At 60.4% G+C, this 26,532-nt stretch carries 22 protein-coding genes, 1 tRNA gene, 1 other RNA gene and 1 pseudogene; 11 read left to right on the top strand and 14 right to left on the bottom strand.

The window, feature by feature from the left end; all coding sequences use genetic code 11:
- The first annotated feature begins 95 nt into the window (after window positions 1-95).
- Both AC1D06_RS04165 and AC1D06_RS04160 read left to right on the top strand, forming a co-directional pair.
- Window positions 96-1,331, top strand: a complete 1,236-nt coding sequence (locus AC1D06_RS04165; protein WP_477985192.1) for a putative DNA modification/repair radical SAM protein — start codon at window positions 96-98, stop codon at window positions 1,329-1,331.
- The gene (locus tag AC1D06_RS04160) at window positions 1,331-2,827 is read left to right on the top strand and encodes a UdgX family uracil-DNA binding protein (protein WP_477985190.1); all 1,497 of its coding nucleotides are present in this window, start codon (window positions 1,331-1,333) and stop codon (window positions 2,825-2,827) included. The genes AC1D06_RS04165 and AC1D06_RS04160 overlap by 1 nt, the downstream gene beginning before the upstream one ends.
- On the opposite strand, the gene AC1D06_RS04155 is transcribed toward AC1D06_RS04160, so the two are convergent.
- Both AC1D06_RS04155 and AC1D06_RS04150 read right to left on the bottom strand, forming a co-directional pair.
- The gene (locus AC1D06_RS04155) at window positions 2,814-3,059 is read right to left on the bottom strand and encodes a helix-turn-helix domain-containing protein (protein WP_477985188.1); all 246 of its coding nucleotides are present in this window, start codon (window positions 3,057-3,059) and stop codon (window positions 2,814-2,816) included. The genes AC1D06_RS04160 and AC1D06_RS04155 overlap by 14 nt on opposite strands.
- Before the next feature lie 209 nt (window positions 3,060-3,268).
- A tRNA-His gene (locus tag AC1D06_RS04150) sits at window positions 3,269-3,345 on the bottom strand.
- A 260-nt stretch (window positions 3,346-3,605) separates the two neighbouring features.
- On the opposite strand from AC1D06_RS04150, the gene AC1D06_RS04145 reads away from it, so the two are divergent.
- Complete coding sequence (locus tag AC1D06_RS04145) at window positions 3,606-3,896, top strand: hypothetical protein (protein ID WP_477985186.1); 291 nt, start codon at window positions 3,606-3,608, stop codon at window positions 3,894-3,896.
- A 105-nt stretch (window positions 3,897-4,001) separates the two neighbouring features.
- On the opposite strand, the gene AC1D06_RS04140 is transcribed toward AC1D06_RS04145, so the two are convergent.
- Window positions 4,002-4,454 (bottom strand): phasin, encoded by a 453-nt coding sequence (locus tag AC1D06_RS04140; protein ID WP_477985184.1) that lies wholly within the window; start codon window positions 4,452-4,454, stop codon window positions 4,002-4,004.
- Window positions 4,455-4,750: 296 nt separating this feature from the next.
- Between AC1D06_RS04140 and AC1D06_RS04135 the strand changes: the two genes are divergently transcribed.
- Window positions 4,751-9,637, top strand: coding sequence for a PAS domain S-box protein (locus AC1D06_RS04135; protein WP_477985182.1), 4,887 nt, complete (start codon window positions 4,751-4,753; stop codon window positions 9,635-9,637).
- Between the two features lie 3 nt (window positions 9,638-9,640).
- On the opposite strand, the gene AC1D06_RS04130 is transcribed toward AC1D06_RS04135, so the two are convergent.
- From AC1D06_RS04130 to AC1D06_RS04115, 4 genes are all read right to left on the bottom strand, one after another.
- Entirely contained in the window at window positions 9,641-10,363 is a 723-nt protein-coding gene (locus AC1D06_RS04130; protein ID WP_477985180.1) for an SDR family oxidoreductase, read from the bottom strand.
- Between the two features lie 29 nt (window positions 10,364-10,392).
- On the bottom strand, window positions 10,393-10,836 hold the full coding sequence (locus tag AC1D06_RS04125) for a hypothetical protein (protein WP_477985178.1): 444 nt from the start codon (window positions 10,834-10,836) through the stop codon (window positions 10,393-10,395).
- A 50-nt stretch (window positions 10,837-10,886) separates the two neighbouring features.
- The gene (locus tag AC1D06_RS04120; RefSeq protein WP_477985176.1) at window positions 10,887-12,089 is read right to left on the bottom strand and encodes a phosphoglycerate kinase; all 1,203 of its coding nucleotides are present in this window, start codon (window positions 12,087-12,089) and stop codon (window positions 10,887-10,889) included.
- Window positions 12,090-12,183: 94 nt separating this feature from the next.
- Complete coding sequence (locus AC1D06_RS04115) at window positions 12,184-13,977, bottom strand: potassium/proton antiporter (RefSeq protein WP_477985174.1); 1,794 nt, start codon at window positions 13,975-13,977, stop codon at window positions 12,184-12,186.
- Window positions 13,978-14,524: 547 nt separating this feature from the next.
- Between AC1D06_RS04115 and AC1D06_RS04110 the strand changes: the two genes are divergently transcribed.
- Complete coding sequence (locus AC1D06_RS04110; RefSeq protein ID WP_477877094.1) at window positions 14,525-15,646, top strand: sterol desaturase family protein; 1,122 nt, start codon at window positions 14,525-14,527, stop codon at window positions 15,644-15,646.
- Window positions 15,647-15,910: 264 nt separating this feature from the next.
- On the opposite strand, the gene gap is transcribed toward AC1D06_RS04110, so the two are convergent.
- Window positions 15,911-16,912, bottom strand: coding sequence for a type I glyceraldehyde-3-phosphate dehydrogenase (gap, locus tag AC1D06_RS04105; RefSeq protein ID WP_477877095.1), 1,002 nt, complete (start codon window positions 16,910-16,912; stop codon window positions 15,911-15,913).
- Between the two features lie 65 nt (window positions 16,913-16,977).
- A complete protein-coding gene (tkt, locus tag AC1D06_RS04100; protein ID WP_477985172.1) occupies window positions 16,978-18,954 on the bottom strand; it encodes a transketolase in 1,977 nt (658 codons plus the stop codon).
- Window positions 18,955-19,280: 326 nt separating this feature from the next.
- Here tkt and AC1D06_RS04095 point away from each other — a divergent pair, with 326 nt between their 5' ends.
- The 3 genes from AC1D06_RS04095 to ssrS all read left to right on the top strand — a co-directional run bounded on the left by AC1D06_RS04095 (window position 19,281) and on the right by ssrS (window position 20,204).
- The gene (locus AC1D06_RS04095; RefSeq protein ID WP_477877097.1) at window positions 19,281-19,553 is read left to right on the top strand and encodes a DUF4164 domain-containing protein; all 273 of its coding nucleotides are present in this window, start codon (window positions 19,281-19,283) and stop codon (window positions 19,551-19,553) included.
- A gap of 22 nt (window positions 19,554-19,575) precedes the next feature.
- On the top strand, window positions 19,576-19,947 hold the full coding sequence (locus AC1D06_RS04090) for a cell division protein ZapA (protein ID WP_477877098.1): 372 nt from the start codon (window positions 19,576-19,578) through the stop codon (window positions 19,945-19,947).
- A gap of 97 nt (window positions 19,948-20,044) precedes the next feature.
- A non-coding RNA gene (ssrS, locus tag AC1D06_RS04085) (6S RNA) lies at window positions 20,045-20,204 on the top strand.
- A 298-nt stretch (window positions 20,205-20,502) separates the two neighbouring features.
- Here the strand turns inward: ssrS and AC1D06_RS04080 are convergent.
- The 5 genes from AC1D06_RS04080 to AC1D06_RS04060 all read right to left on the bottom strand — a co-directional run bounded on the left by AC1D06_RS04080 (window position 20,503) and on the right by AC1D06_RS04060 (window position 24,177).
- Window positions 20,503-21,591: a porin gene (locus AC1D06_RS04080; RefSeq protein WP_477985170.1), complete on the bottom strand. Its 1,089-nt coding sequence runs from the start codon at window positions 21,589-21,591 to the stop codon at window positions 20,503-20,505.
- A gap of 645 nt (window positions 21,592-22,236) precedes the next feature.
- Window positions 22,237-22,443 carry a hypothetical protein gene (locus AC1D06_RS04075; protein WP_477985168.1) on the bottom strand — a complete coding sequence of 69 codons (207 nt, stop codon included), beginning with the start codon at window positions 22,441-22,443 and terminating at the stop codon, window positions 22,237-22,239.
- Window positions 22,444-22,651: 208 nt separating this feature from the next.
- Window positions 22,652-23,377 carry a hypothetical protein gene (locus AC1D06_RS04070; protein WP_477985166.1) on the bottom strand — a complete coding sequence of 242 codons (726 nt, stop codon included), beginning with the start codon at window positions 23,375-23,377 and terminating at the stop codon, window positions 22,652-22,654.
- A gap of 49 nt (window positions 23,378-23,426) precedes the next feature.
- Complete coding sequence (locus AC1D06_RS04065) at window positions 23,427-23,807, bottom strand: hypothetical protein (protein WP_477985164.1); 381 nt, start codon at window positions 23,805-23,807, stop codon at window positions 23,427-23,429.
- A 139-nt stretch (window positions 23,808-23,946) separates the two neighbouring features.
- The gene (locus AC1D06_RS04060) at window positions 23,947-24,177 is read right to left on the bottom strand and encodes a hypothetical protein (RefSeq protein ID WP_477985162.1); all 231 of its coding nucleotides are present in this window, start codon (window positions 24,175-24,177) and stop codon (window positions 23,947-23,949) included.
- A 274-nt stretch (window positions 24,178-24,451) separates the two neighbouring features.
- Here AC1D06_RS04060 and AC1D06_RS04055 point away from each other — a divergent pair.
- The 3 genes and pseudogenes from AC1D06_RS04055 to AC1D06_RS04045 form a co-directional block, all read left to right on the top strand.
- Window positions 24,452-24,678, top strand: a pseudogene (locus AC1D06_RS04055) (GNAT family N-acetyltransferase); the annotation flags it as partial.
- A gap of 150 nt (window positions 24,679-24,828) precedes the next feature.
- Entirely contained in the window at window positions 24,829-25,380 is a 552-nt protein-coding gene (locus AC1D06_RS04050) for a TetR/AcrR family transcriptional regulator (RefSeq protein WP_477877104.1), read from the top strand.
- A gap of 41 nt (window positions 25,381-25,421) precedes the next feature.
- Window positions 25,422-26,525 (top strand): mandelate racemase/muconate lactonizing enzyme family protein, encoded by a 1,104-nt coding sequence (locus AC1D06_RS04045; protein ID WP_477985160.1) that lies wholly within the window; start codon window positions 25,422-25,424, stop codon window positions 26,523-26,525.
- The last annotated feature ends 7 nt before the right edge of the window (window positions 26,526-26,532 follow it).

Genomic DNA, 26,532 nt, shown 5'->3' with positions numbered 1-26,532 from the left:
TTCGGTTGGTCGCTTCGGCCGGATGGCTTCGGTGCGTTTTCGCACAGACCCACTTTGCCATTGCAAACCAAGCTCACGGAACATATCATGAACAAATGGTTCAGATAAAGCTCCGAGACAAGCTCGCAATCCTGAGCGACGCGGCCAAATACGATGCCTCCTGCGCGTCGAGCGGCACGACCAAGCGCAATTCGGCCGATGGCAAGGGCCTGGGCTCGACCGAGAGCATGGGCATCTGCCACGCCTATGCACCGGATGGACGCTGCATATCGCTGTTGAAAATCCTGATGACCAATTTCTGCATCTATGATTGCGCCTATTGCATCAACCGGGTGTCCAGCAATGTGAAGCGGGCGCGGTTCACCGCGGAGGAGGTCGTCTGGCTGACGCTGGAATTCTATCGGCGCAATTATATCGAGGGCCTGTTCCTGTCTTCCGGCATCATCAAATCGCCTGATGATACGATGGGCGAGATGGTGCGGATCGCGCGCGATCTGCGGCTGGTGCATCATTTCCGCGGTTATATCCATCTCAAGACCATTCCCGATGCCGCGCCCGGGCTCGTCGAGGAAGCCGGGCTTTATGCCGACCGGCTGTCGGTCAATATCGAGCTGCCAAGCGATGCATCGGTGACGCGGTTTGCGCCGCAGAAGAGCGCGCTCTCGATCCGCAAGTCCATGGCCGAGCTGAAGATGAAGATCGCCGAACATGGCGAGCCGACGCTGGCGAGCAAGCTGACCAAACGCTTCACGCCCGCCGGCCAGAGCACGCAGATGATCATCGGCGCCGACGGCAGTTCGGATGCCGATATCCTGGCGCGCAGCGAATCGCTCTATAGCGGCTATGGCCTCAGGCGGGTCTATTATTCCGCCTTCAGTCCGATCCCGGATTCCTCGCAGGCTCTGCCGCTGATCAAGCCGCCGCTGATGCGGGAACACCGGCTCTACCAGGCCGATTGGCTGACCCGTTTCTACGGCTTTTCCGCTGGCGAAGTGATGAGCGCGCAGCCGGGCGGCATGCTCGACCTCGACATGGACCCGAAACTCAGCTGGGCGCTCGCCAACCGCCAGCAATTCCCCATCGACGTCAACAAGGCCGGCCGCGAACTTTTGTTGAAAGTGCCGGGCTTCGGCACCAGGTCGGTCGACCGGATTCTGTCGTCGCGCAAGCTCAAGGCGCTGCGCTATGACGACCTGATCCGCATCGGCGCGGTGATGGCGCATGCCAAGCCGTTCATCACCTGTCTCGACTGGCGGCCGGTCAAGGTGCTCGACAGTGCCGATCTGCGCCAGCGCTTCACGCCGGCGCCAAAACAATTGTCACTCTTCTGATGCGCACGATCACCATTCCACGGCTCGGTTTTGTCGATGCCTGGCGCAACAAGGCACGCGGGCTGCTGCAGGAGGGCATTGCCCCTGGAAATATCAACTGGCTCTCCGAAGGCGACGAGGTCGATTTGTTCTCGACGCTTCTGCCTGGCGCCATGCATGCGACGCCGATCGCAAGGCCCACCGTGCCCGCCGCCTTCCTGCCGCTGGCGGCGGCGGCGCTGTGTCATTCCAGCCGTGATCGCTTTGCCTTGCCTTATCGCCTGCTCTGGCGGCTGCAACAGCAGAAGACGCTGCTTGACGACCGGTCCGATGGCGATGTCGCCGGCCTCCATGCGATGGAAAAGTCTGTCCAGCGCGATGCCCACAAGATGAAGGCCTTCGTCCGTTTCCGCGACATAGGCATCTCCGACACCGGCCGGCGGCAATTTGCCGCATGGTTCGAGCCGGAACATGTCATTCTGGAACAGACGGCCCCGTTCTTCGCCCGCCGCTTCGCCGATATGGATTGGCTGATCGTCACGCCGGGCTATGCCGCGCGCTATGAATCCGGCCATCTCGAGCTGTCGCTCTCAGACGAACGGCCGGATTTGCCCGATGATGCCGCCGATGATCTCTGGCGCACGTACTATGCCAGCATCTTCAATCCGGCCCGGCTGAAGGTGAAGGCGATGAAAAGCGAGATGCCGGTCAAATACTGGAAGAACCTGCCGGAGGCGCAGCTGATTCCCGACCTGATCGCCAATGCGGAAAAGTCGGTGCAGGCGATGCGCGAGGCGATGCCGACCCTGCCCAATCCGCGCACGGAGCGGATCATCGGCAGATTGCCACGGCAAGAGCAGCCGGAGGATGGCATTGTCCCTGCCACGCTGGAGGAGGCCCGCAAGGCCGCGGTCATCTGTACCCGCTGCGACCTCTGCCGCTATGCCACACAGACGGTGTTCGGCGAAGGCGAGATCGGCGCCGATATCATGTTCGTCGGCGAGCAGCCGGGCGATATGGAAGATCTGGCGGGGCGTCCCTTTGTCGGTCCGGCGGGAAAGCTGTTCGATGGCGTGCTGCAGGAGGCAGGCCTGGAGCGGCGCCGCGCTTACGTCACCAATGCGGTCAAGCATTTCAAATTCGAGCCGCGCGGCAGGCGGCGCATCCATCAGCGCCCCGATGCCGGCGAAGTCACGCGCTGTCGCTGGTGGCTGGGGCTGGAGCGACAATTTGTCCGACCCCGGATGATCGTCGCCTTGGGTGCAACAGCGGCTTTGGCGGTCACCGGCAATGGCGCCGACATATTGAAACGTCGCGGTAAAGTTGAAATTGCCGATGATGGCGAGACGCCGGTCTTCCTGACCATCCATCCGTCGGCCGTTCTGCGGTCGGGCAATCCGGCCCAGCAGGCGGAGGCAAGAGAATCATTTTTAGGGGATATGCAGGCGCTGATGCGCCATATGGAGACAGGCGACCGGCGTGGAGACCGGTCGCCAGATATCATCAGCTGTCTATGAGGCTGGTCAATGACACCTGCAAGGCCTGAGCAATACGCTTCAGCTGGCCCATATCGGCTTCAAGGCCTTCTTCAATAGCGGTAATCTCGGCGCTGGTGAGACCGCAAGTCTCGGCAAGATCTTCAATGGAATATCCGACAGACTGTCGGAGCGAGCGCACACGGTTACCGACCTGTACAAGGTCGAACTCGTCCTGTGCGAAATCGCTTTCACGCTGAAGTGAAGTGGTCATATAGGGTCCCTTCTATATTTATCCTGACAGATCTCCACTGCCCTATTGGCGCCTTGTTTTATGCTGCAAGTGCGAAGAGGGCAAGCAAGGAAAAGTAGTGCTCGCCGCCGGGAGCCTGTCGGAGGAGCGGCGAGGGGATTGGCGGTCTGGCCGCAAGGCCTGATCCCGGTCTGGGGTTCCCCACGTTGGATTATTGTTGTTATGAAAGATGGTACGGTTGGGTGGATTCGAACCACCGACCTCAGGAGCCACAATCCTGCGCTCTAACCAACTGAGCTACAACCGCATGACCGAATGTGTGGCATTCGTTGTGGCGACATAACGGGGCACGACAGTTTTTTCAAGCCCCCTCCGACGCGAATTTTAAGATTGATCGGTTATCCGCCAAATTTCAATTCATCGCCGTTCCCACGGGAACATTTAGCCGGGCGTTACCGCGGTGCTGACTGAGCGTGACGACACGAAGAGCTAGGCTGCGCCTTTGCCTGCCTCTTCGACGTCGCATAAGATTATGAAGCTGCAGAACATGCTTGAGACCGAGGATATATGAGCCGCGCCGATGCCATCAGGTTACTGACCGAAGCAGGCGTCTTCGCCAATGAACGTCAGTGGTCTTTTGGCGACAGCATTTGCGTCTTTTCATTTCCAGGCGACGGGGATGAAGTTCGGGCTTTCAAGGAGCTTTCGATTATTTACCCGGCAGACAGCGCGGTCTGGGCAGTGCAAAGCTCTTGGGACGGTTCCTCGACAAGGGGAACCGACAGACTTTTTTCCTCTCTGGCTGAGGCGGTTTTCCATGTTTTAGAAAACATGCCATCGCCGGCCAAGGAGAAATGAATGCAGGCGCAAAGCCCAGCTACTGTCCTGTGGTGCACTCCACAAGACGCAAAAAGAGCCGGCGTTTCCACCGACCCTTTTTCACGCACACTCAGATGACGAAGCTTACGCGCTGAGCTTGAAAGAGGACATGGCCTTCTCGGCGGCGTCCTTGCCCGGCTTGGTGACCTGCTCGACAATCTTCTTGGAGGTCTCGGAGAGGACCTTGGCCTGCTCGACGGCGAGCTCGGCCTGCTTGCGGATGAAGCCGGTCTGCAGTTCGAACAGTTCGGAAACCGACTTGGCGCCGAGGAGCTGCTCGAGATGGCTGAAGGAGTTCTCGGTGTTGGTGCGCAGCAGTTCGATCGCCTTCTTGCCGAGCTCGACAGTGCCGGCATGGGCGCTGGTGAACGTCGCTTCGACGGTCTTGCCAGCTTCTTCGGTGGCTTCCTTCACCTTGGCAAGCGCTTCCTTGGTCTTGACCGAGTTCTTCTCGGCGAAATCGCGGAAATTCTCGTTGAACTTGGACGGATCGAAAGAGGAAATGGAGAATGCGTCTTCGGACTTCTTGACAACCATGGTAGTGCTCCTTGAGGTGTGCGCCGCGTGTTTGGCGGTCTGTTCATTCAATAGTGGTTATATAACACTGGTTTTTGTGCATTGCAACATCAATTTTGCAGTGCGGTACAATTAACCCTGAAATCGTAATTCCTGAGATGCCGGTGGACCCGCGACGCCCGGTTCTGTATTAATAATTTGTTAATATTAGGGATCGCTGCCACCGGAGCGATATAGACGATCCGCTGCCGCTGATCGTAGGTGTGCATCCCCGATATTAGGATTGCCGTTGGTGTTTCGCGTTGGTCAGGTCCCATATGCCGCAGGTGCAGTATCCCTTCATCGATATCGCCGTTCACCCGGCCATTCGCGGCAAATTCGCGGCGGGCGACGCGATTGCGCTGTTTTCGCGCGACATGGCGCAGGTGCTGTGGGCGAATGGCGAAGGGGCGAAACTGTTCGGCTATGCCAATATCTATGACCTTATCGACAATGGCCCCGATCAGACTGGCGTGGCCTTCCGCCAGCTGGCGGCAACGGCACGGCAGCTGGAGACAGTGGGCGACCGGCGCGGTCTGATGATGCGCATCAGTGCCGGCTTTTCGAGCCGGACGATCGCGGCCGCGGTCAGCCTGGTCGAAATCCGCCGTGACGAGACCGTGGTGATTTTCTCGGCGCCGGTGGCCGCCAATGCCAATCCCGCGGCCTGCATCGCCGCGATGCTCAAGGGTTTTGACGATCCCGACACGCATATGGCCGTCGTCGACGACCACGGCATGGTGCTCGACGCTTCCCGGGGCTATGCCGCCCTCGGCATCCTGCCGGAGACTGTGCGCACGCTGGTCACCGCTGTGGCACGCAGCAACGAGGGCCTGATCAAGCGCCCGATCGCCTCGGCTGCCGGCTATCTACCCGCCGCCATCGGCAAGCTTTCCATCGACCCGCCCCTCAATCTGGTCTTCTGCGTCGAGACCGTGCTCGGCCGCATGGATGCGCCGCAGGAGACGCATGCGCCGGAAGTCAATGTTCCGGCGAAGGCCATAAGCTATTCCGTTGCGGGGGCTCCGGTCGGAACCGACACTATGGAAGACAAGCCCTCGCTGCTGGGCGTCAAGGAAACCGAAACTCTGCCCGTCGAGGGCCTCGAGGAGACTGTCTTCGAGGAGGATGCGGAGACGAAAGCCGCAGACGCCGACGAGGATGAAGCGATCGAAGCCGCACGCGCCGAACAATATGCCGAAACGTCGGCCAGCGATGGCGTACCTTTCGTACAATCGGTGGAATCCACCCTGGAGCTCTTTACGGATCGTGTGGAGCAGACGGCTGAAGGCCTGAGCCCGGCAGCCGAACATGACGCCGGATGGACGACGGAGCCGCCGCCGGCGACGGAGCTTATGGCAGACCATGCGGAGACATCCGCCGCGATTGATGCACCCGTGTCGACCACCGAGACCGACATGGACACCCACAAGGCCAACCCGGAGCTCAGCGACGACGAAGCGGAGGCGAGGTCGTTTGCAGCACTAGCACCGACCGCGGAGCCCGAGGACCATGCCGAAGCAGACATGGCGGAAGCGGCGACGAACGAGGCCGACACCGCCGGGCACGTCTCCGACCTGGCGCTGATCGACGGCGCATCGGCCGAAGATGTTGAAGCCCATCCAGCGCGCGACAATGCCGACCTGCATGCCGAGCCTCTCATCGCCGACGCCATGCCGGACGTCGATGCCGATCGAGAGCCGGAAGACCGCGCCGAAGCGGATATGGCGGAAGCCGCGCTGAACGAGGCCGACACCGTCGAGGATGTCTCCGACCTCGCACTGATCGATGGCGTGTCGGCTGACGAGATCGAAGCCCGCTCCGCGCCCGACAATGCCGATCAGCATGCCGTGCCTCTCTTCGCTGACGCCGTGTCAGGCGCCGAGGCCGATCAAGAGCCCGAAGACCACGCTGAAGCTGATATGGCCGAGGCGGCGATGAATGATGGCGAAACCGCCGAGGACGTAGCAGACCTGGGGCTTCTCGATGGGGCATCCGCCGGGGACGTCGAGGCACATTCCACACTGGAAGGTGCCGATGAGCGGTTCGTGCATTCCATCCCTGAACCCGCGATGGAAAACCAGGCGGTTCAGGAGCCCGAAGACCATGTTGAAGCCGCGGCCGCAGAGGAGGCATTCCACTCGGCCGGTTTCCTCGACAGCACTGCCACGCAAGCCGACACGACCGATCGAGACGAGCAGGGTGAGACACCGCTTGCGGAAAACATGCCGTCATCGGACGATCATGCCATCGCGCCGCAAGATTTCGTCGAGCCGGCCGATGCGGAGCAGGTGACGGACATTGCCGCCGGCGGAATTCCGACGCTTGAGGAGAAGGCGGCGTCTGCCGATCTTTCCGAAACAGTGTCGATTATCGAGAGCACGCCGGCTCAGGTGACGGAACCCGCTGAACAGACCGTCGAGGCCATAGCTGACGATCATCATGAAGATCATGTGGCGGAGGCAAATATCGAGCATGATGCCCAGCCATCCGAGCTGGAGCACGAGCTGGCCGAGCCGCAACAGACCGCGGCCGATGACACGCATGCTACCGCCGAAACATCGTCCGCCCACGAACCGGGCTTCGCCTTCAAACGCGATGGCCGTCCGGTGCGCTTCGTCTGGAAGCTCGACGCCGAGGGCCGTTTCTCGGAAGTCTCCGACGAGTTCTCCCGCACCGTCGGGCCGCATGCCGGCAGCATCAACGGCATGGCCTATCGCGACCTCGATAGCCTGTTCCACCTCGACCCCAGCCGGGAGATCGCCACATTGCTCGAGCGGCGCGACACCTGGTCGGGCCGCACCATACGCTGGCCGGTCGAGGGCACCGATCTCGTGGTTCCCGTCGACCTCGCAGCGCTGCCGACCTATTCCCGCAACCGCGAATTCGACGGTTTTCGCGGCTTCGGCATCATCCGCGTCGCCGATGCCGAGAAGGATCCGCATGCCGTCGGTCTGATGCTCAGCGAGGCCGGGCTGCAGGATGTACGGACAGGTGCGGAGGCTCGGGAAGAGACGGGCAGCGTCGCGCCTGAGTCCGGCGAAATCGCGCCTGCGGAAGCCGCATCGGACAAGTCCGCCGAGCCGGATAATGATAATGCGTCTTCGCTGCTGGCTGCGGTACCGCAGAGCGCCGACGACGCCCGCAGCGAAAAGCCGGAGGAGCAGATTCCGGCAGTGTCCTTCTCCGAACCGGAGACGATCACCGTCGATGATCCGGGCAAAGAGACCGAGGATGCGTTCCGCGGCGAAGTGCCGGCCCTGCGGATGGAATCGCCAAGCCTGTCTCAGGTCTCCGAAAAGATCATCCAGCTTGAAGAGCGCCGCGCCCGCGGCCGGGACGGGCTGACGCAAACCGAACAGAACGCCTTCCGCGAAATCGCCCGCCAGCTCGAGCCGTTCGGCAAGCGGCCGAACGAGACTTTGTTCGAGCAGCAGGATGCTGCCACCGAGCAGACGCCACAGGACGCCCAGGCCGACGAAACGCCCGCCGAAGCGCCAGTGGAGGCGGAGGCGACTGGCGATGGCCAAGAGATCGAGGCGCAAGCCGAGGCTTTCGCGAGCGCCCCCGACGAGGAAGCGTCGGCATCCAGTGAGACGGAAGCAAAGAGTGACGACGAGACAGGTGCGGAAACGGCCGCCCAGCCGTCCACGAATGACATCATCGCCGCGCCCCCGCAGTCGGACGCCGATATCGGCTTGACTGCTTCGGCCGCCGACCAGATTCCGCTCGCGATCCTCATCCATGCCGGTGATCGGTTGATCCACGCCAACGCGGAATTCCGCCGCTTCTCCGGCTATGAGAGCCTGGAGGCGCTTGATGCCGCCGGCGGGCTCGATGCGCTGATCTCGCGCCGCGAAGGCCCGGATGCCGGCGTCTATGCGACCCGCGCCGACGGCTCGCAAATCCCCGTCTCGGCCCGGCTGCAATCGGTGCGCTACGAGGGCGCCAAGCTCCTGATGTTGACGCTGACGCCGGCGGAACCCGCCAGGCCGGTGCAGGATACGCTCGCCGAGGATCATGAGGCGGCCCGCAAGCTCGCCTCGCTGAAGGTCGAGGCTGAGGAACTTCGCTCGATCCTGGAAACCGCGACCGATGGCGTCGTCGTGCTCGATACGGACGGCCGCATCCGCTCGATGAATCGTTCGGCCAGCGCGTTGTTCAATTTCGAGAATAGTGAGATCCAGGGCAAGCCCTTCGCCATGCTCTTCGCCCATGAGAGCCAGAAGGCAGTGCAGGATTACCTCAACGGTCTGTCTGGTCACGGCGTCGCCAGCGTCCTCAATGACGGCCGCGAGGTGATCGGCCGCGAAGCATCCGGTGGCTTCCTCCCCCTGTTCATGACCATGGGCCGCATGCCAGGCTCGAACAGCTATTGCGCCGTCATGCGCGACATCACCCAGTGGAAGCGCTCGGAAGAGGAGCTCAAGACCGCCAAGCGCTCCGCCGAGACCGCCAACCAGCACAAGAGCGATTTCCTCGCCCGCGTCAGCCATGAAATCCGCACGCCGCTCAACGCCATTATCGGCTTTGCCGATATGATCGCCAGCGAGCATTTCGGTCCGGCCGGCCATCCGCGCTATGCCGAATATGCCAATGATATCGGCCGTTCGGGCCGGCACGTGCTCGACATCGTCAACGACCTGCTCGACATTTCCAAGATCGAGGCAGGCGAGATGGACCTGGAATTCTCTGCCGTCGGCATCAATGAATGCGTCTCGGAGGCGGTGTCGCTGGTGCAACCGCAGGCCAATAGCCAGCGGGTGATCATTCGCACCTCGCTGTCGCAGTCGGTGCCGGATGTCGTGGCCGACCTGCGCTCGATCAAGCAGATCGCCATCAATATCCTCGCCAATGCCATCCGCTTCACGCCCTCGGGTGGCCAGATCGTCGTTTCCACCGCCTATGAGCCGAACGGCTCGGTGACGCTGAGAATCCGCGACACGGGTGTCGGCATGTCGGCAGCCGAACTGGAACAGGCGATGAAGCCCTTCGGCCAGGTGCAACCGGGCGCCCGCAAGCGCGGCGACGGCACCGGCCTCGGCCTGCCGCTGACCAGGGCGATGACCGAGGCCAACCGGGCGATCTTCTCGATCCAGTCGGCGCCCAACGATGGCACGCTGGTGGAGATCACATTCCCGCCGCAGCGCGTGCTGGCCGATTGAGGTTCAGGACATCAGCAGTCCGCCGTTGACGGAAATCACCTCGCCGGTGATGTAGTCAGCCGCGCTCGACGCCAGGAAGGCGACGGTCCCGGCGATGTCGTCCGGCGTGCCGACGCGACCGGCGGGGATTTTCGCGATCTCGGCCTCACGCAATTGCGTTGGGATTGCCTGCGTCATCTCCGTCTCGATGAAGCCGGGCGCGATGCAATTGGCGGTGATGCCCCTGCCGGCATTTTCCAGCGCGATCGATTTGGTCATGCCGATCAGCCCGGCTTTGGCGGCGGTATAATTCGCCTGGCCGGCAGCACCCTTGAGCGCATTCATCGACGACATGTTGATGATCTTGCCGGCATTGCGCGCCCGCATGAAAGGCAGGGCGGCACGGCAGAAATGAAACGGCCCGACCAGGTTGACGTCGAGCACCAGTTTGAAATCCGCCGGGTCCATTTTGTGGGCGATGCCGTCGCGCGTGATGCCGGCATTGTTGACCAGCACCGCGACGCCCCCCTCTGCTTCCGCCCGCTCAACAAAGGCGCTGACGGCGGCGTAGTCGGTCACGTCAAGCGTCTCGCGGAGCGCGCAGGCGCCATCCCCGTCCGGCCATGCCCGATCGACGCCCGCGACCCGCCATCCGTCTGCTGCGAGCCGCCTAGCGATCGCAGCCCCGATACCGCGTGCAGCACCGGTCACGATCGCAATTCCGGCCTTCTTCACTTCACCATTCATCGTGCTTCTTGCTTCCGCGAAATCTCAAACTACGCCGCCCGCTCGAAGGGCGAGCCCTTGAACAGCGACGCCGGCAGCCTGAGCTTGGCGATTTCCGGCCTGCCGACGCTGATGGAGATATAGTCATTGTAGCGCAGCAGCGTTGTCTTTTCCGGATCGTGCATGGCGCTGAACGGGATGAACAGAGGCGTGTGGCCGATGAACATCAAGGGGCTCACCTCTATTCCCAAGCCGGAACCGGTCGTGGTGATCTTCAGGCCTTGCTTATAGGTCGAGCTGCCGACCTTGCCGGTCACCCGGTAGGTGGTGTTGCCGATCACGCCGCGCGGCGAGGCAAATTGCTTCGACAGCCTGCGCCAGCCGCCGGCGGCAATGATGGAGAATATGAAGGTGAGCAGGGCCATGGTGAAGCAGGGCACCAGCACGAAGATCAGCAGAATGATGTAGACCACCGGAAAACCGTCGTGATGCATGTGCCCTCCGCCCCAAAAGAAAATGGCGGGCCAGGCCCGCCATTCGGTCATTATTTCTGGGCCTTCAAAACATCGACGMCCGGCAATGGCTTGCCTTCCATCCATTCGAGGAAGGCGCCGCCGGCCGTCGACACATAGGAGAGATCGTCGGCGACGCCGGCATGGTTGAGCGCCGACACCGTATCGCCGCCGCCCGCCACGGAGACGAGCTTGCCGGCCTTGGTCTCGTCGGCCGCGAATTTCGCCACGGCAACCGTTGCCGCATCGAAGGGGGCGATTTCGAAGGCGCCGAGCGGGCCGTTCCAGACCAGCGTCTCGGCTTTGCCGATCCATTGCTTGACCGCCTCGACCGATTTCGGGCCGACATCGAGCATCATGGCGTCGGAGGGGATCTTGTCGATCGCCACCGTTTCGTTGGCGGCACCGGCCTTGAACTCGCGGGCGACGACGCCGTCGACCGGCAGCACGATGGCGCAACCGGCTTTCTCAGCTTCTTGCATGATCTTGCGGGCGGTGTCGGCAAGGTCATGTTCGCAAAGCGACTTGCCGACATTCACGCCTTGCGCAGCGACAAAGGTGTTGGCCATGCCGCCGCCGATCACCAGCGCGTCGACCTTCTTCACCAGGTTCTGCAGCAGGTCGATCTTGGTCGACACCTTGGCGCCGCCGACAATGGCGACGACGGGCCGCTTCGGATTGCCGAGGCCCTGTTCCAGTGCTTCCAACTCGGCCTGCATGGTGCGGCCGGCATAAGCCGGCATCTTGTGTCCAAGCCCCTCGGTCGAAGCATGGGCGCGATGCGCGGCCGAGAAGGCGTCGTTGACATAGATATCGCCATTGGCCGCCAGCGCCTTGACGAAATCCGGATCGTTCTTCTCCTCGCCATTGTGGAAGCGGGTGTTTTCGAGCATCAGAATGCCGCCATTCGGCAGATCGTCGACCGCGACTTCGGCCACGTCGCCGATGCAGTCATCGGCAAAACGGACGTCGCGGTCGAGCACCGCCTCGACATCGGCGCGGATGGTGGAGAGCGAGAATTCCGCCTCCGGTCCGCCCTTCGGCCGGCCGAAATGGGCAAGCAGGATGACCTTGGCGCCCTTGTCGGCCAATTCCCGGATCGTCGGGGCGACGCGCTCGATGCGGGTGGAATCCGTCACCTTGCCGTCCTTGACGGGCACGTTGAGGTCGACGCGCACCAGCACGCGCTTGCCTTTGATATCGCCGAGATCGTCGAGGGTTTTGAATTGAGCCATGGCGGAAATCCATTGAGAGAGGACGAATAATTCGGCGCGACCATACACCGCCCTTTTACGGATTCAAGCTTTCTTTCCGCGTCGGATGGAGGGCTCAGGCGCGGCGAAAACGCTCGCGGATACGGTCCGAAATTTCATGCAGGTTTAAGAAGATCGGCAGCGTCTTCGGCGGCGCCACTGCCTCCATCGACATGCCGACGGCGGCGATGTGATTGTTCTCGTCGATATCGCGGACGATCAGGATGATCGAGCCGAAGCGGATGCGGTCGGCATAATCGACCCGGCCGCCGAGCCGGCTGATGATCAGCTCGCCGATGGTCATCGCCTTTTCGTTTTCCATGAGCAGGCCGGGGCCGTAAGCCGCGTCGAGCTCGGTGGCGGGCCGGTTCGGCGAGATGGCAAACGTGCCGAAGAAATCCTCGTCGTCGGCGCTGAGTTCCGCACGGCTGGCAAACAGCCGGTCGAGGAGATGGATCAGGGTCGGAACGGTGAAGATATAGACGAGGTCGTGTTCCCTGAGCCGCCCGGCATATTGGTAGCGCAGCGAATGGCCGTCGCGGATCACCAGCGACGGCGTTGCCCAGCGGGGAATGCGCGTCCCCCTCACCACCGGGCTGTCATGGATGACACGATAGGAGACGAGCTCGTGATTGGCGGCGCGGGGAAGATCGACCTCGAGACGGTCGACCTCGCCCGTCTGCTTCGGGATCAACAGACCGAGCCGCCGCGCCACCGGCTTGATCGTCCAGCCCTGGACCACCAGTGAGACCAGTACGACGATGAAGGTGACGTTGAAAATTTCCTGGCCCATTTTGAGCTTGCTCAGGATCGGCAGGATCGACAAGAGGATCGAGACCGCGCCGCGCAGGCCTACCCAGGCAACGAAGGTGATCTCCTTCTGGGCGAAGTCGAACGGCAGCAGGCAGAGCCAGACCGCCAGCGGCCGGGCGACGAAGACCAGGAACAGGCCGAGGACGACGGCCGGCAGCGCGATGACATCGAACTGCGACGGCGTGGCGAGCAGGCCGAGCGAGACGAACATGACGATCTGCGCCAGCCATGTCATGCCCTCCTGGAAACGCTTGATGGCGATCTTCGACTGGATCTGGCGATTGCCGGCCACCAGGCCCGCGACATAGACGGCGAGGAAGCCGCTGCCATGCACGGCGCCGGTGATTGAAAAGACCAGCAGCGCCAGCGCCAGCACCAGGATCGGCGCCAGGCCGCGGTCCTGGTCGAAGCGATTGGCCGCCGTGACGATCAGCCAGCCGCCGGCTATGCCGGTGACCAGGCCGATGCCCATTTCCTCGAAGAAAGACATGAGCACGCCGATATCAAGGCCGGACAGTCCCTTGCCGGCGGCTGCCAGTTCGACCAGGGTGACGGTGAGGAAGATCGCCATCGGGTCGTTGGTGCCCGACTCCACTTCCAGCGTCGAGGTGATCTGGTCGCGGATATTGATGCCGCCGACCCGGAGCAGGAAGAATACCGCAGCCGCATCGGTGGAGGCGACGATTGCACCGATAAGCAGGCTTTCGATCAGGCTGAACTTCAGGAGCATCATGGCCGCAAGGCCGAACAGGCCCGAGGTGATCACCACGCCCACTGAGGCCAGCGCCATGGCCGGCGCTGCCGCATGCCGGAACGCCTTGAACGGCGTGCCGAAGCCGGAATCGAACAGGATGACGGCAAGCGCTATCGAGCCCAGCATATAGGCAGCATTGTTGTCGCTGAAATCCACGCCGAGACCATCGACGCCGGCGATCAAACCGACGGCCAGGAAAAGAAGAAGCAGCGGCGCTCCAAAGCGAAAGGCAAGCAGGGAGGATATGGCGGCGAGCAACACCAGCGCGGTGCCGACCAGGACGACCAGATAAAATGAATCCAAACCCTGCCCCTTCCATATAGTTTCAGCGCGGCGGACCGATAAACTGCCCGTCCTTAAAAAATATACTGATCATTAATTCCGTGACGCGGACAATATTCAGTCCGCAACGGCTTTTGACGTCACGGTTCGCAAACCGGCATCCAAATCAATAGGATCATATTGGACGAGAATAAGGCCTTTGTCACATGGAAATGACAAGGACGGACGTTTGGGCGCCGATTGGAAGAAAGGTCTGGCTGCTGCTCGGGGGGATTTGGCAATGACGGCAAACGACCGGGACGTCTAACTGGCCGCTGTGATCCAACCATGCCTTGGCAGAAATCAACAGGTGGTTGCCAAGCCCGATGAGAAAGCCAGATCCCGACCAGTGTCATCAAGAGGCCGCAGAATACGCGTGGATGTAGAAATTTATGTATTGCACGCCAACGTGAGTTGATTTTATAGCGATGATATATACAATTAATTAACCATAGAATGGCGGGACACAGAAAAAACGACCGCGTGAAATTCCGAGAGAAGTAGTAGCGTTGAAGAGGGAGTAGAAGTAATGGAAGACTTATACAAGTATTTCATGAATTGTTCTCAACTTCTAATTACTGGAATTTTTTTCTTCGGCGCCGGAAGCATAAGTTTCCTGGTTCAGCTGATAAGAAATCGCAAAAACTTTTCTCTTAAGGCTTTGCTAAAGCATTGCGTACCCTTCGACGTCTTGCATTCAAAGAGCTTTCGCATGGATGTAATGATGAATATTATACACGCGGCGACGGATTCTGTTTTCTATTTCCCCGGATTGATCGTCATGGCCCTCGTGTCAAATGCCGTCGCCACATGGGTGTCCGGCTTTGCTCCGCATTACACGGCGGGCCAATTCAGCTATATCGCCGCTTTCATCTGCTTCGTTGCAATATTACTGGCAGTCGAACTGTCTGATTACATCGTTCACTATGCCGAGCACAAAATACCTGTTCTGTGGGAACTGCACAAAGTTCACCACTCCGCGGATTTCATCAACCCATTGACATCAAGGCGCAACCATTCGATCTCGCTGGTCTATTCTGGAATTGTTTCGGGTCTCATCGTCGGCCCGACCGCCGGCATTTTGATGTTCCTGTTCAAGATCAGCTTTATCGAAGCAATTGCCCTGCAGGCGTTCACAAACAAGATAACCAATTTCTGGACGCTCAGCCCCCTGAAACATTCCCACATTCCGCTTGGCTTCGGCTGGCTCGACACGATCCTTATCAGCCCTCACATGCACCAGGTGCATCACAGCAAGCTGGAGCAGCATTGGGACAAGAATTTCGGCAACAACCTGTCGATCTTCGACTGGATGTTCAACACGGGTTACAAGCCGGCAAGAGGCGAGGAAATAATTTACGGGATATCGGGGTATAGCGACGCCGACTTGCAGCAATTCAACACACTCTTCGGTGCGTTCATCTCTCCGCTGTTGAGAATAAAAGATCGGATATGGCAGCGGGCCGGCACTGGAGAGAGCGCGGCGCCGGTCATATCATCTCGAGGTGACGATGGAGAGGTCATTTCGACCGCCGACACGGAGGCGAAGCGGAGACCGAGCACGCCGATGCAGGTCGGCCGCGCCATTGTCTTCAATTACTATCACCGCAAGGCCAAAAACCAGGAAAGTCGTGCGCAGAACGTCGCATAGTGATCGACGCGGCTATGGCTGCGCACAAGTTGCCGGCGCCTCGGCTTGGGGCTCAGCGACCCAATAGAGCGCGTCGCGTATTGCCGGATTCAGGAGACGCGCTTTATCTCTTTGTTTTCACATGTCGTTGTACCCAAACCGGTGACCGCTTTCGGGCGACATGCTCTCAATCGAACGCGGTCAGATCAAACCCATATCATGAAGAAGGGGCGGGTTTTCACCCGCCCCTCTGCATCCAGCGATCGCTGAATATCGACTGCGTGTTCAGATGAGCTTGCTCATCGCCACCGCGGTGTCGCCCATGCGGTTGGAGAAGCCCCATTCGTTGTCGTACCAGGTCAGGATGCGCACGAGATTGCCGCCCATGACCTTGGTCTGGGCCGAGGCGAAGCTCGACGAATGGCTGTCATGGTTGAAGTCGCTCGAAACCAGCGGCTCGTCCGTATAGGCGAGAATGCCCTTGAGTTCGCCTTCGGCAGCGGCCTTCATCGCGGCGTTGACTTCTTCGGCAGTGGCGGCCTTGTTGGTGATCACCTTGAGGTCGACGACCGAGACATTCGGCACCGGCACGCGGATCGACGAGCCGTCGAGCTTGCCCGCCAGTTCCGGCAGAACCAGGCCGATGGCCTTGGCAGCGCCGGTGGAGGTCGGGATCATCGACAAGGCTGCAGCGCGGGCACGATAAAGGTCCTTGTGCATCGTATCCAGCGTCGGCTGGTCGCCGGTATAGGCATGGATCGTGGTCATGTAACCCTTCTCGATGCCGAAGGTCTTGCTGAGCACGGCGGCAACCGGAGCCAGGCAGTTGGTGGTGCACGAAGCGTTGGAGACGACGACGTCGTCCTTGGTCAGCGCACTGTGGTTGACGCCATAAACGATCGTCTTGTCGGCGCCGTCGCAGGGAGCGGACACCAGCACGCGCTTGGAGCCGTTGGCGAGATGCGCGGCGGCCTTGTCCTTGCTGGTGAAGATGCCGGTGCATTCGAGCGCGATATCGACATCCGACCACGGCAGTTCCTTGGGATCGCGGACCGCGGTGACGCGGATCGGGCCGCGGCCGACATCGATCGTGTCGCCCGAAACGGTGACAGTGCCCGGGAATTTGCCATGCACCGAGTCATAGCGCATCAGATGAGCATTGGTCTCGACCGGACCGAGATCGTTGAGTGCGACGACCTCGATGTCGGTGCGGCCCGACTCGATGATAGCGCGCAGCACGTTACGGCCAATGCGGCCAAACCCATTGATACCAACCTTGACGACCATGTTTCTCTCCAGCTCTTTCCGTCAGCTCCGTCGTTACAGAGCTGTATCAAACGTATTTAATCGATTTATGCAAGCTTTGCCGCAGCGGCATCCGCGACATGTTCCGGCGTGATGCCGAAATGTTCGTAGAGCGCCTTATACGGTGCCGAGGCGCCGAAGCCATGCATGCCGATGAACACGCCGTCGCGGCCGATCAGGTGATCCCAGCCCTGGCGGACAGCCGCTTCGACGCCGACATTGACCTTGGCATTGCCGAGGACGGCGGCCTGGTATTCGGCCGGCTGCCTGTCGAACAGGGCCACGCCCGGCACCGAGATGACGCGGGCGGCAATGCCCTTGCCGGCGAGCAGATCCTTGGCCTTCAGCGCGATCTCGACTTCCGAACCGGAAGCGAAGATCGATACCTGGGCATTGGCGTCTTCATGCAGCACATAGGCGCCCTTGGCCGACAGGTTTTCGTCCGAATAGCTGGTGCGGGCGGCCGACAGATTCTGGCGGGTCAGCGCCAGGCCGGTCGGATGGTCCTTGGCGGCAAGCGCGATTTCCCAGCACTCCATGGTTTCCATGGCATCGGCCGGACGCAGCATCACCATGTTCGGAATGGCGCGCAGAGCGGCGAGCTGTTCCACCGGCTGGTGGGTCGGGCCGTCTTCGCCAAGGCCGATCGAGTCATGCGTCAGCACGTGGATGACGCGGATGCCCATCAGCGAGGCCAGCCGGATCGGCGGGCGGCAGTAGTCGGAGAAGATCAGGAAGCCGCCGCCATAGGGGATCAGGCCGCCATGCAGCGCGATGCCGTTCATCGCAGAGGCCATTTCATGCTCACGGATGCCGTAATGCATGTACCGGCCGGAGAAATCGGTCGGTGTGATTTCCTTCATCTGGCTGGTCTTGGTGTTGTTCGACGGCGTCAGGTCGGCGGAGCCGCCGATCGTCTCGATGACGATGCCGTTGATCACTTCCAGCGCATCTTCCGACGCCTTGCGGGTGGCGACCGTCGGCTTGGTCTCGGCGAGCTTCTGCTTGAATGCCTTGACGGCGGGGCCGAGCGCTTCCGGCAGATCGCCGGCGAAGCGGCGCGAGAACTCAGCCCTGTTGGCAGAGCCGTTCAGACGGTTTTCCCATTCCTTGTGGACGGAAGCGCCACGGGCACCGGCCTGGCGCCACGTGTCGAGAATGTCCTGCGGGATTTCGAAGGCCGGATAGGGCCAGTTGAGCGCCACACGGGTGGCGGCGATCTCGTCGGCGCCAAGCGGCGAGCCATGCACCTTATGGGTGCCCTGCTTGTTGGGGGCGCCGAAGCCGATGGTCGTCTTGCAGGCGATCAGCGTCGGCTTGTCCGACTTGTGCGCGGCTTCGATGGCCGCGGCGATCGCTTCCGGATCATGGCCGTCGACGGCGATCGTGTTCCAATGCACCGCCTGGAAACGGGCGATCTGGTCGGTCGAGTCCGACAGCGACACGGCGCCGTCGATGGTGATCGAATTGTTGTCCCAGAAGACGATCAGCTTGTTGAGCTTGAGGTGACCGGCCAGCGCGATCGCCTCCTGGCTGATGCCTTCCATCAGGCAGCCGTCGCCGGACAGCACATAGGTATAATGGCTCTGCAGGTCCTCGCCGAATTCCTCGCGCAGCTTGCGCTCGGCAAGGGCGAAGCCGACCGAATTGCCGAGGCCCTGGCCGAGCGGACCGGTGGTCGTCTCGATGCCGGTGGCGTGACCATATTCCGGATGGCCGGCGGTCTTGGAATGCAGCTGGCGGAACTGTTTCAAGTCCTCGATGCCCATATCCTCGTAACCGGTGAGATAGAGCAGCGAATAGAGCAGCATCGAGCCGTGGCCGGCCGAGAGGATGAAACGGTCGCGGTCGGGCCAGTGCGGCGCCTTCGGATCGAATTTCAGGTAGCGGGTGAACAGCACGGTCGCCACATCAGCGGCGCCCATCGGCAGGCCGGGATGGCCCGAATTTGCCTTCTCAACGGCATCCATGGCAAGGAAACGGATCGCATTTGCCATCCGGTCATGTGTTTCGCGTGAGATCATGTCTTTCGCCGGCTCCGGAGTTTTTTCAGGCGGCAGTCAGCGGGAGACTGCCGGTAAAGCAGGCGAGACATAGCAGTTGGACCGGCTCTGTCAACAAATACGCACAGGCTTTGTGCGTGCACTGCGGAAAATTTGTGCCGCCCTGCCAAAGCCGGTGCAGTGAAGAGATTTGGGGAAGGCAATGCAGAACTGCAACTCTTCCACAGAATTGCCTGATTTTTCTCCACTTCTTTTGATTGACGGGAGCTCTGGGCTTCCCATAGAATTGATATTGGCGGAATGCGGCGGAGCAGTGACGATTCGCCCACTCATGGACGACGAGGACAATGCCGGCAGGGGCAGCAGTCAAAGCGGCGATCGAAGACCTTCGCAGGGCGCTCGGTGAACTCGACCGGGCGGTCGACCTGCGCTTCGAGCGCGAGCACGATTCAGCCGAGCTCGAAGGCGAGGTTCGGCGTACGCATGCCGACCGTTCCCGTCTTGCCCAGGAGCTCGACCAGGCGGAATTCCGCGCCAACCGCCTCGAGGAAGTCAATCGCGAAGTGTCGCGACGTCTGGTGACCGCCATGGAAACCATTCGCGCCGTCCTCGACCGCTGAAGCAACTGAAAGCGCAGGTCCCATGGCCCAGGTAACAGTGACGATCGATGGCAAGGCCTATCGCATGGCATGCGAGGAAGGCCAGGAAGAGCACCTGATGGGGCTTGCCCAGAATTTCGACCAATATGTCGGCCATCTCAAGCGTCAGTTCGGCGAGATCGGCGACCTCCGGGTGACGGTCATGGCCTCGATCATGATCATGGACGAATTGCACGAGGCCAACCGCCAACGGACGGCGCTGGAAGCAGAGCTCGCGAGCCTGCGCAAGAATCAGGATGGCGCCGCCGTCGCGGCCGAACGCAACGACGAGGCGGTGGCAAGCATGCTGACCGAGCTCACCACCCAGGTGAAGGCGATTTCCGCCAAGCTCAACGGCACGCCGGACGAGACTTGAGGTTTCCTGGCTACAGCGAACTGCCCGGTTCTCACGACACCGGTGAATTGTCGATGTTCGCCCTTTTGTTTTAGCCGGATTCGAACTATATAACGAAGGCGGTCTGCGCGCCCCGACAGGATTTCAAATATACCCAGGGGCCATACTCGATCTTATGGGAGCTGTCCCTATTCCGGCTCGTGGGCTGGAACACATGGCGCCCACCTACTTTGTAGGCACCCGGGATCGAATCATCCATCGGCTGTCGTGGATCGCACCATTTCTCTTATGCGCCGCGTTCACGTGGGCACTTTTTCCATGAATGTTTGCGTCTTATGGGCCGAGCGCTACGCCTCGGGTGCGCGATCGCCTGCATAAAAGACAATCTCTTCAGAACGCCCAGAAGCCCGGTTCGGCAGGGAGGACGAACCGGGCTCTGGCGCGACGACTGGAGGTCAGTGCGTTCGCATCCAAGGCTAACGCATGTCTCCCGACAGTGGGAACCGGTTTCGGGATAAAGACATGCGCAATGGAAGAAGGCGGCAGCCTGTCGGGCTGCCGCTTATTGTCATACGATCAGAACGACCGCTGGAAGCGGAGGAGGCCGGTTTTGGTCTTCGGGCCGTCATGGGGATCGCCATAGATGCCTTCGACCAGGACGGAGAAGCCGGAAGCCACCTGCCAGCTCACGTCACCAACCAGGCGCCACGAGCCGTCATCCCAGAACTGGAGGTCGTTCGACAGCGTGATCGTGTCGGTGACCTTGGCCTGCAGGCCGAGGATGGCGCTGAAGCCGTCATAGTTGAAGAAGATGTTCTGGTTGCTGTAGGAATACATCGGCATGAAACGGACGCCGAACATGCCGAACTGACCGRCAATCAGACCCTTGAAGGCGACGGTCTTGTCGGATTCGTCATAGCCCACGCCGCCGGCAACCTGCCAGTCGCCGAACGTGTCCAATACGCCGGCTTCGACGTCGGGCATGTATTTATGGCCCTTCCGCGGAGCGTTGGTGTCCTTGGTCACATCCCAGAAGTCGCTTGTATTGTGCTCTTCAGGCGAATTGTATTCATCGGCGTCGTTATCGAGCGAGACATAAGCCTTCAGCGAACCGAATTCCGCGGTGTAGCTGATATACTGGCGTGAATCCGGGAAATTGTCGTTCGAATAGTAAAAACCGCCATCGTCGGTGAAGCCGCCATAGCCGAAGAACTTCTGCCACTGGCTGTCGAAATTGCCGAATTCCAGGCCGCCGATGCCGAAGATGTAGTACCACTTCAGCGCGTCGGTGCCGTTGTCGCCAGGAGTACCGGCAGCATCCTGGCCATTGTTGATTTCATCGCCCTGGATGCGAACCCAGCTGTAGACCGTGCCCCATTCAGAATCATTCTTGGCTTCGACGTCCAACTTGACGCGGCCGTGGTTGTCGTAAGTGGCCGACTCACCGCCTACCTTGGAAAAGCGCTTCTCGTAGCGCAGTTCACCACCGATCCTGAGGCAGGTCTCGGTGCCCGGAATGTAGAAAAAGCCGGTGCCATAGGCATCGCAGACTTTAACATATTCCATCGGTTCCGGTTGCGCGGCAACGACGGCGTCGGCGGCCTGAGCGCCGGACACGACTGCCAATGCGGCTGCCGAGCCGAGCAAAAGGCTCTTGATTGTCATGGGATGATCTCCAGTAATAATTCGATCAGGGTCCGGGCCTTGCCGCCAGGCGGCTACCCCTGTCCGGATCCTTGTGCGTGCGAGACAGTAACAACTGATCTCGACCCACGCCTAACATTTCGAGAAATCGCGAACAATCAGGGGGCCATATTAATTGGCCGCAGGAAACCGCTAAACGCCTTTGGCGTTGCGCGAATAACACACTCTATAGAGATGGTCTAAAATGACACATTTCCCCTATATCCAAGTCGTAATTTCGACCTGATTTTCAAGACCCCCGAGCATTTTTTTGCGGCGTCGCCAGCGCTGTCGCCGGGGGAGGAGCGGGAGAAAGTGAAGCGAGATCGGAATACCGATCTCGACGACAGCAAGGACGCGGCGGCTGCACGATACGGTGCCCCTTGCTGCCGCTCCCGAAAGCGTCGCTGGTTCAGCAACCAGGCGCATCCGCTGCGGCGGATATCATCGATACTTTCGGGAGCAGGCCTATTCCTCGATCCGCTTCCCATCAATCCTTGTGCAAGCGGATGCCGATCAAAGCGGACTTTCGTCGGCAAGCCGGCGATTCATCCGCTGAGAGTCCTTTGTCTTGTCGCAGGTTCTGTCGGAAAACCGTGGGACACTTTTCCCGAACCTGCTTCGTGATCAGTTCGAGCAGTTGGTGCCGGGAGGCGGATCTTCGCCGGCGTTGCAACCATTATAGTGAGCGTTCCACAGTGACGCTTTCTCGCTCTTCACGGCATGCAGGCGCTGGGTCGTCGTATTGCCGTGATCGATTGCGAGCGACGCGGTGGAAGAAACCACCAGCAGCATGACGGCCGCTGACGAGAATCTGAGTCCGATGTCCTTCATATGAGTTCTCCGGGACGATAGACAGATCGGCGCCATGCCGTTGGGCAAAGCACCGGTCGCTAATGTTACCCTTATCGACCCGGCGTCAAATCAAAAAAGCGATCCGGCGATTTTGTCCCACTCGCCTGAGCACGCCGACGCACAAGAGCGGAATTCAGGGCAAATGACCTTGGACGGATCACTGCCGATATCTGATACCTATCGTTCCTCAGGGTTTCAGCGACGGAAAATAATCGACAGCTTTGTCGGTTAGCAGGTTTTTGATATCGGCCAGCGGGACGGAGACGATGGCTCCCATGCAGCCGGTATCCTCGATATCGCCGATGAAGAATACCGCAACATCGTCCTGGGCAAAGCTGACATCGAGACCCTCGGTCATATTGTCGTTGGTTACGCACCCGGCGGTACGATCGGCATCGTAATCGGATGCCTTGCGATAGGCCGCGATGACCCAGTCGATCAATGGCTGAGTCGGAGCGTTTCTGGCGGCGTCCCAGTCCTTGAAAATTTGGCTGGGATCGAGGGCACGACCCGCGCGGACGTCGTAGGTGTAGTAGCTGGTGCCGTCGTCGGGTGCCCCTCCGCCGCAAGAACTGCGGCCGGCCTGGCGGATGGTCATCACCGTGTCGCTGAGATAGTCAATCGAGATGCGGTCTTGATCGATCCCGCCCAGCGAGGCGCCGCCAGTCCCGAACGGGATAGGCATCCAACCACCGCTGCGATAGTCTCTGCCGAGGCACTCAAAGCCGACGAAGTTGGTAGCCCAGCGCCGCTGGTCGAGCATGGCATTGACCGGCGCGATATCGCCGCCGCCCGGGAGCGAGACGACACGGGGGAAGGCGAACTTGGTGCGCGGGTCGATCACCTCGCGATAAGTGGCGCCGCTTATTGGGGTCGGTTCCGGCTCGGGGCGAAATGACACCCGTGCGAGCACGCCGCGCCCGGTGATAGTTCGCACAGCAATCACCTAAGCACATCAAGCCTCAATCATTCGGTCCAATATCGCTCAACAGCCACCGATCGCCGGTCTTGCTGAAGACATAGTACTCTTCGTCGCATGTGGCGGCGTAGTAGGGTTTGCCATCCGCGTCCTTGTCGGCGACCGGCTTCGCTTTGGCGAGGCACTTGCGGACTTCTGGCGGCAGAAACTCCTTCCAGCGGTCAGCGAAGTTTGCCGCTGTTATGTCGGGTGTGCCAATCGGCTGTGGGAACTTGATCAATTTCGCCGTGGTTTTCACGTCCCCCTTGTCCATGGCGGCAGTGAATTTAGCCCAGAACGCCTTGAACCCGTCATCCGCGCCAAAAACCGGGCCGGCGATCGAAAGCGAAATAAGAATAGCAAATCCAGTCAATATCTTACGCATAAGATGCATTTGAACCTCCAAATTTACATAAGTGGGATAATCATAGGGGCGGTTCCGGCTGAGGGCGAACTGTCATCCGAAGGCTGTTTCTGCTGTCCCAATTGAACAGGTACGGCAATTTGCTCGGTAATTCATTGATTTACAAGGAGCAAATGTTGCCGTCCACTCCACGTCCTGCAACGCCGGTCGAACCCACGGCTCCGTCTACCTGGATAGTGTTGTTCTGGGATGCAGAACTTTCCTTGATGCCCGCGAAACCGTCGTCTTTGGTTTGAAGAATGTATTTTCCATATGCCAGCTGGTAGGTCGTGTCCGAGCCGTTGATATCGTACTGATCGTTCGAAATGCCTATCTGAACTGCATCGGTCATTGTTATGCCTCTGGGTTTGTGTCGGTCTGTTTTGCGTGGTGGTGGGTTTGATGCTTGTTTGTTTCAGTCGGTTGTCCGGGCGCGGTGAAATTCGTTTCAATTGTTTCAAGGCTGTGAAATGGTTGAAGCCTCATCGTGACGAGCCGTAAAATCCACGCGAAAACGCAGGCATCTCAGTTGGTTCCGCCGAGCTTCGTTTGGCAGCGTGACTGGCTGCCGGCGTGCGCAGCCGCGCATGTAGAGGCCGGCAAAGGGAGGGGAGAGGTCTTTGTTTGTGGTGGGCAGGGGGCTCGGCGGACAGCTACTGCTGGCGGCAGCACTCCGATGTATTCGTGCACACAGGACGTCGGCGATGTTCTGATGATCATCGACGCGAAGAACGACCCGGCCGCGAAATGGTATGCCAGCTTTGGCGCCGAACCGCTCGGGGATCGGCCGCGGACGCTGGTCGCGCCTTTGTCAACTTTCGCAGTCGCCTTGAAAGGCAGCGGGCATCTTTGACCCTTGCGCTGGTCACGTCGGCGCCCGAGGGTGCGACGTTCCAAGGGCGATGCACACATTAAGCTGTCTCGCCACCAGCCATGCGTTTTTTCACCAAAGGGGGTCGTTTTGATACCAGCATGGTAGAGCGATCATTCTACCATTGTCGGCATGAACACGACAAAACAGAAAATCGCAGGCGACCTCGACCGGCAGTTTGCCGAACAAGGTTTCGCCGAGCAGGGCGTCGAAGCGTTGCGGGCTGGCGCTGATGTGTCGCTGCGCACGCTCTACAAGTATTTTCCCAGCCGCGAGGCGATGGTGGTGGGGGCGCTGGAATACCGGGACAAGACCTATTTCGATTGGCTTGCCGGCGGGCCGCAGGACGGTGTCGACCACGTTCTTTATCCGATCATCCGCCTTGCCGACTGGCTGCGCGAAGTGGCCAATACAGGTTGCCTGTTTCTCAATGCGCTGGCCGAACATCCTGACAGCGAAGCGATCCGCGCGGTCGTCATCGATCACAAGGCTCGGCTCGCCGACGAGTTTCGCAGACGCCTTCAGACCATTGCGCCCGGTCGGGACACCGAGCAGCTCGCAGAGACGCTCTTCCTGCTTCACGAGGGCATGACGCAGACGGCCCGTCTCAACGGGCGCGACCGGGCCAGTGCCGCGGCGCTTCGGGCGGCGAAAGCAGCGCTCGCAGCCGAGGGCATTGGCTGAACCCCTTCCGCCAACCTTGAAATTCCCGAGAGTCTTGAAACATGAAGATCAAACACGTTCATCTCTATAGCCACGACCTGCCGGTGAAAAACGGTCCCTATACGATGGCGAATGCCCAGGTCTGGTCGTTGAAGACGACGCTTGTCCGGCTTGTCGGCGAGGACGGAACCGAAGGCTGGGGCGAGACCTGTCCTGTCGGTCCGACCTATGCCGAATCCCATGCCGCCGGTGCCGTCGCGGCACTCACGGAAATGGCGCCGGGGCTCGTCGGCGCCGATATCTGGCCGCTGGCGCTCCAGCGCAAGATGGAGAGCCTGCTGAATGGCCACAACTACGCCAAGGCAGCCATCGATATCGCGGCCCACGACCTGATCGGCAAGAAGCTGGGTTTGAGCGTGGCCCAGTTGCTCGGCGGTGCCGCTACCGACAAGGTTCCATCCTACTACGCGACCGGCGTGGGCACGCCGGATGACATTGCCCGTATCGCCCGCGAGAAGATGGAGGAAGGCTATCCCCGTCTTCAGGTCAAGGTGGGCGGCCGGCCGGTGGAGGTCGATATCGCAGTGGTCCGCAAGGTCTGGGAAGTCATCGGAAAATCCGGCATGCGGCTTGCCGTTGATGCCAATCGCGGCTGGACCACGCGGGATGCGCTGCGCATCAGCCGTGAATGCTCTGACATTCCCTTCATCATGGAGCAGCCGTGCAACACGATCGAAGACCTGCAGAAGATCCGGCCGCAGGTCCAGCACGGCATCTACATGGATGAAAACAGCGTCAATCTCGCAACCGTCATCACGGCTGTCGGCACCGGGCTCGTCGACGGCTTCGGCATGAAGGTGACGCGCATCGGTGGCCTGCACAATTTCGCGACCTTTCGCGACATCTGCGCCGCCCGCAACCTTCCGCATACATGCGATGACGCTTGGGGCGGGGATGTCATCAATGCCGCCTGCACGCAGGCAGGTGCGACGATCAACCCCAAAAACTGCGAAGGGGTGTGGATTGCTTCGCCCTACATAGAAGGCCATTACGACAGAAAGAACGGCGTTCGGATCGAAGGCGGTCATATCGCACTGCCGAAGGGTGCTGGTCTTGGCGTGACGCCCGATGAAGGCATCTTCGGCAACCCGGTCGCCAGCTTCTAAACCGACA

Source organism: Rhizobium sp. P2_G2 (genome assembly GCF_056403555.1).
The sequence above is the reverse complement of the archived record's forward strand: the minus strand, read 5'-3'. Positions and strand labels throughout refer to the sequence as shown.

Coding starts and splice junctions, on each gene's coding strand:
- AC1D06_RS04140 (WP_477985184.1), bottom strand. CDS start 4,454: ATGGTTGTCAAGAAGTCCGAAGACGCATTCTCCATTTCCTCTTTCGAT.
- gap (WP_477877095.1), bottom strand. CDS start 16,912: ATGGTCGTCAAGGTTGGTATCAATGGGTTTGGCCGCATTGGCCGTAAC.
- AC1D06_RS04095 (WP_477877097.1), top strand. CDS start 19,281: ATGCCGGCAGGGGCAGCAGTCAAAGCGGCGATCGAAGACCTTCGCAGG.
- AC1D06_RS04110 (WP_477877094.1), top strand. CDS start 14,525: ATGGAAGACTTATACAAGTATTTCATGAATTGTTCTCAACTTCTAATT.
- tkt (WP_477985172.1), bottom strand. CDS start 18,954: ATGATCTCACGCGAAACACATGACCGGATGGCAAATGCGATCCGTTTC.
- AC1D06_RS04160 (WP_477985190.1), top strand. CDS start 1,331: ATGCGCACGATCACCATTCCACGGCTCGGTTTTGTCGATGCCTGGCGC.
- AC1D06_RS04065 (WP_477985164.1), bottom strand. CDS start 23,807: ATGCGTAAGATATTGACTGGATTTGCTATTCTTATTTCGCTTTCGATC.
- AC1D06_RS04090 (WP_477877098.1), top strand. CDS start 19,576: ATGGCCCAGGTAACAGTGACGATCGATGGCAAGGCCTATCGCATGGCA.
- AC1D06_RS04135 (WP_477985182.1), top strand. CDS start 4,751: ATGCCGCAGGTGCAGTATCCCTTCATCGATATCGCCGTTCACCCGGCC.
- AC1D06_RS04125 (WP_477985178.1), bottom strand. CDS start 10,836: ATGCATCACGACGGTTTTCCGGTGGTCTACATCATTCTGCTGATCTTC.
- AC1D06_RS04155 (WP_477985188.1), bottom strand. CDS start 3,059: ATGACCACTTCACTTCAGCGTGAAAGCGATTTCGCACAGGACGAGTTC.
- AC1D06_RS04145 (WP_477985186.1), top strand. CDS start 3,606: ATGAGCCGCGCCGATGCCATCAGGTTACTGACCGAAGCAGGCGTCTTC.
- AC1D06_RS04045 (WP_477985160.1), top strand. CDS start 25,422: ATGAAGATCAAACACGTTCATCTCTATAGCCACGACCTGCCGGTGAAA.
- AC1D06_RS04130 (WP_477985180.1), bottom strand. CDS start 10,363: ATGAATGGTGAAGTGAAGAAGGCCGGAATTGCGATCGTGACCGGTGCT.
- AC1D06_RS04050 (WP_477877104.1), top strand. CDS start 24,829: ATGAACACGACAAAACAGAAAATCGCAGGCGACCTCGACCGGCAGTTT.
- AC1D06_RS04075 (WP_477985168.1), bottom strand. CDS start 22,443: ATGAAGGACATCGGACTCAGATTCTCGTCAGCGGCCGTCATGCTGCTG.
- AC1D06_RS04060 (WP_477985162.1), bottom strand. CDS start 24,177: ATGACCGATGCAGTTCAGATAGGCATTTCGAACGATCAGTACGATATC.
- AC1D06_RS04165 (WP_477985192.1), top strand. CDS start 96: ATGGTTCAGATAAAGCTCCGAGACAAGCTCGCAATCCTGAGCGACGCG.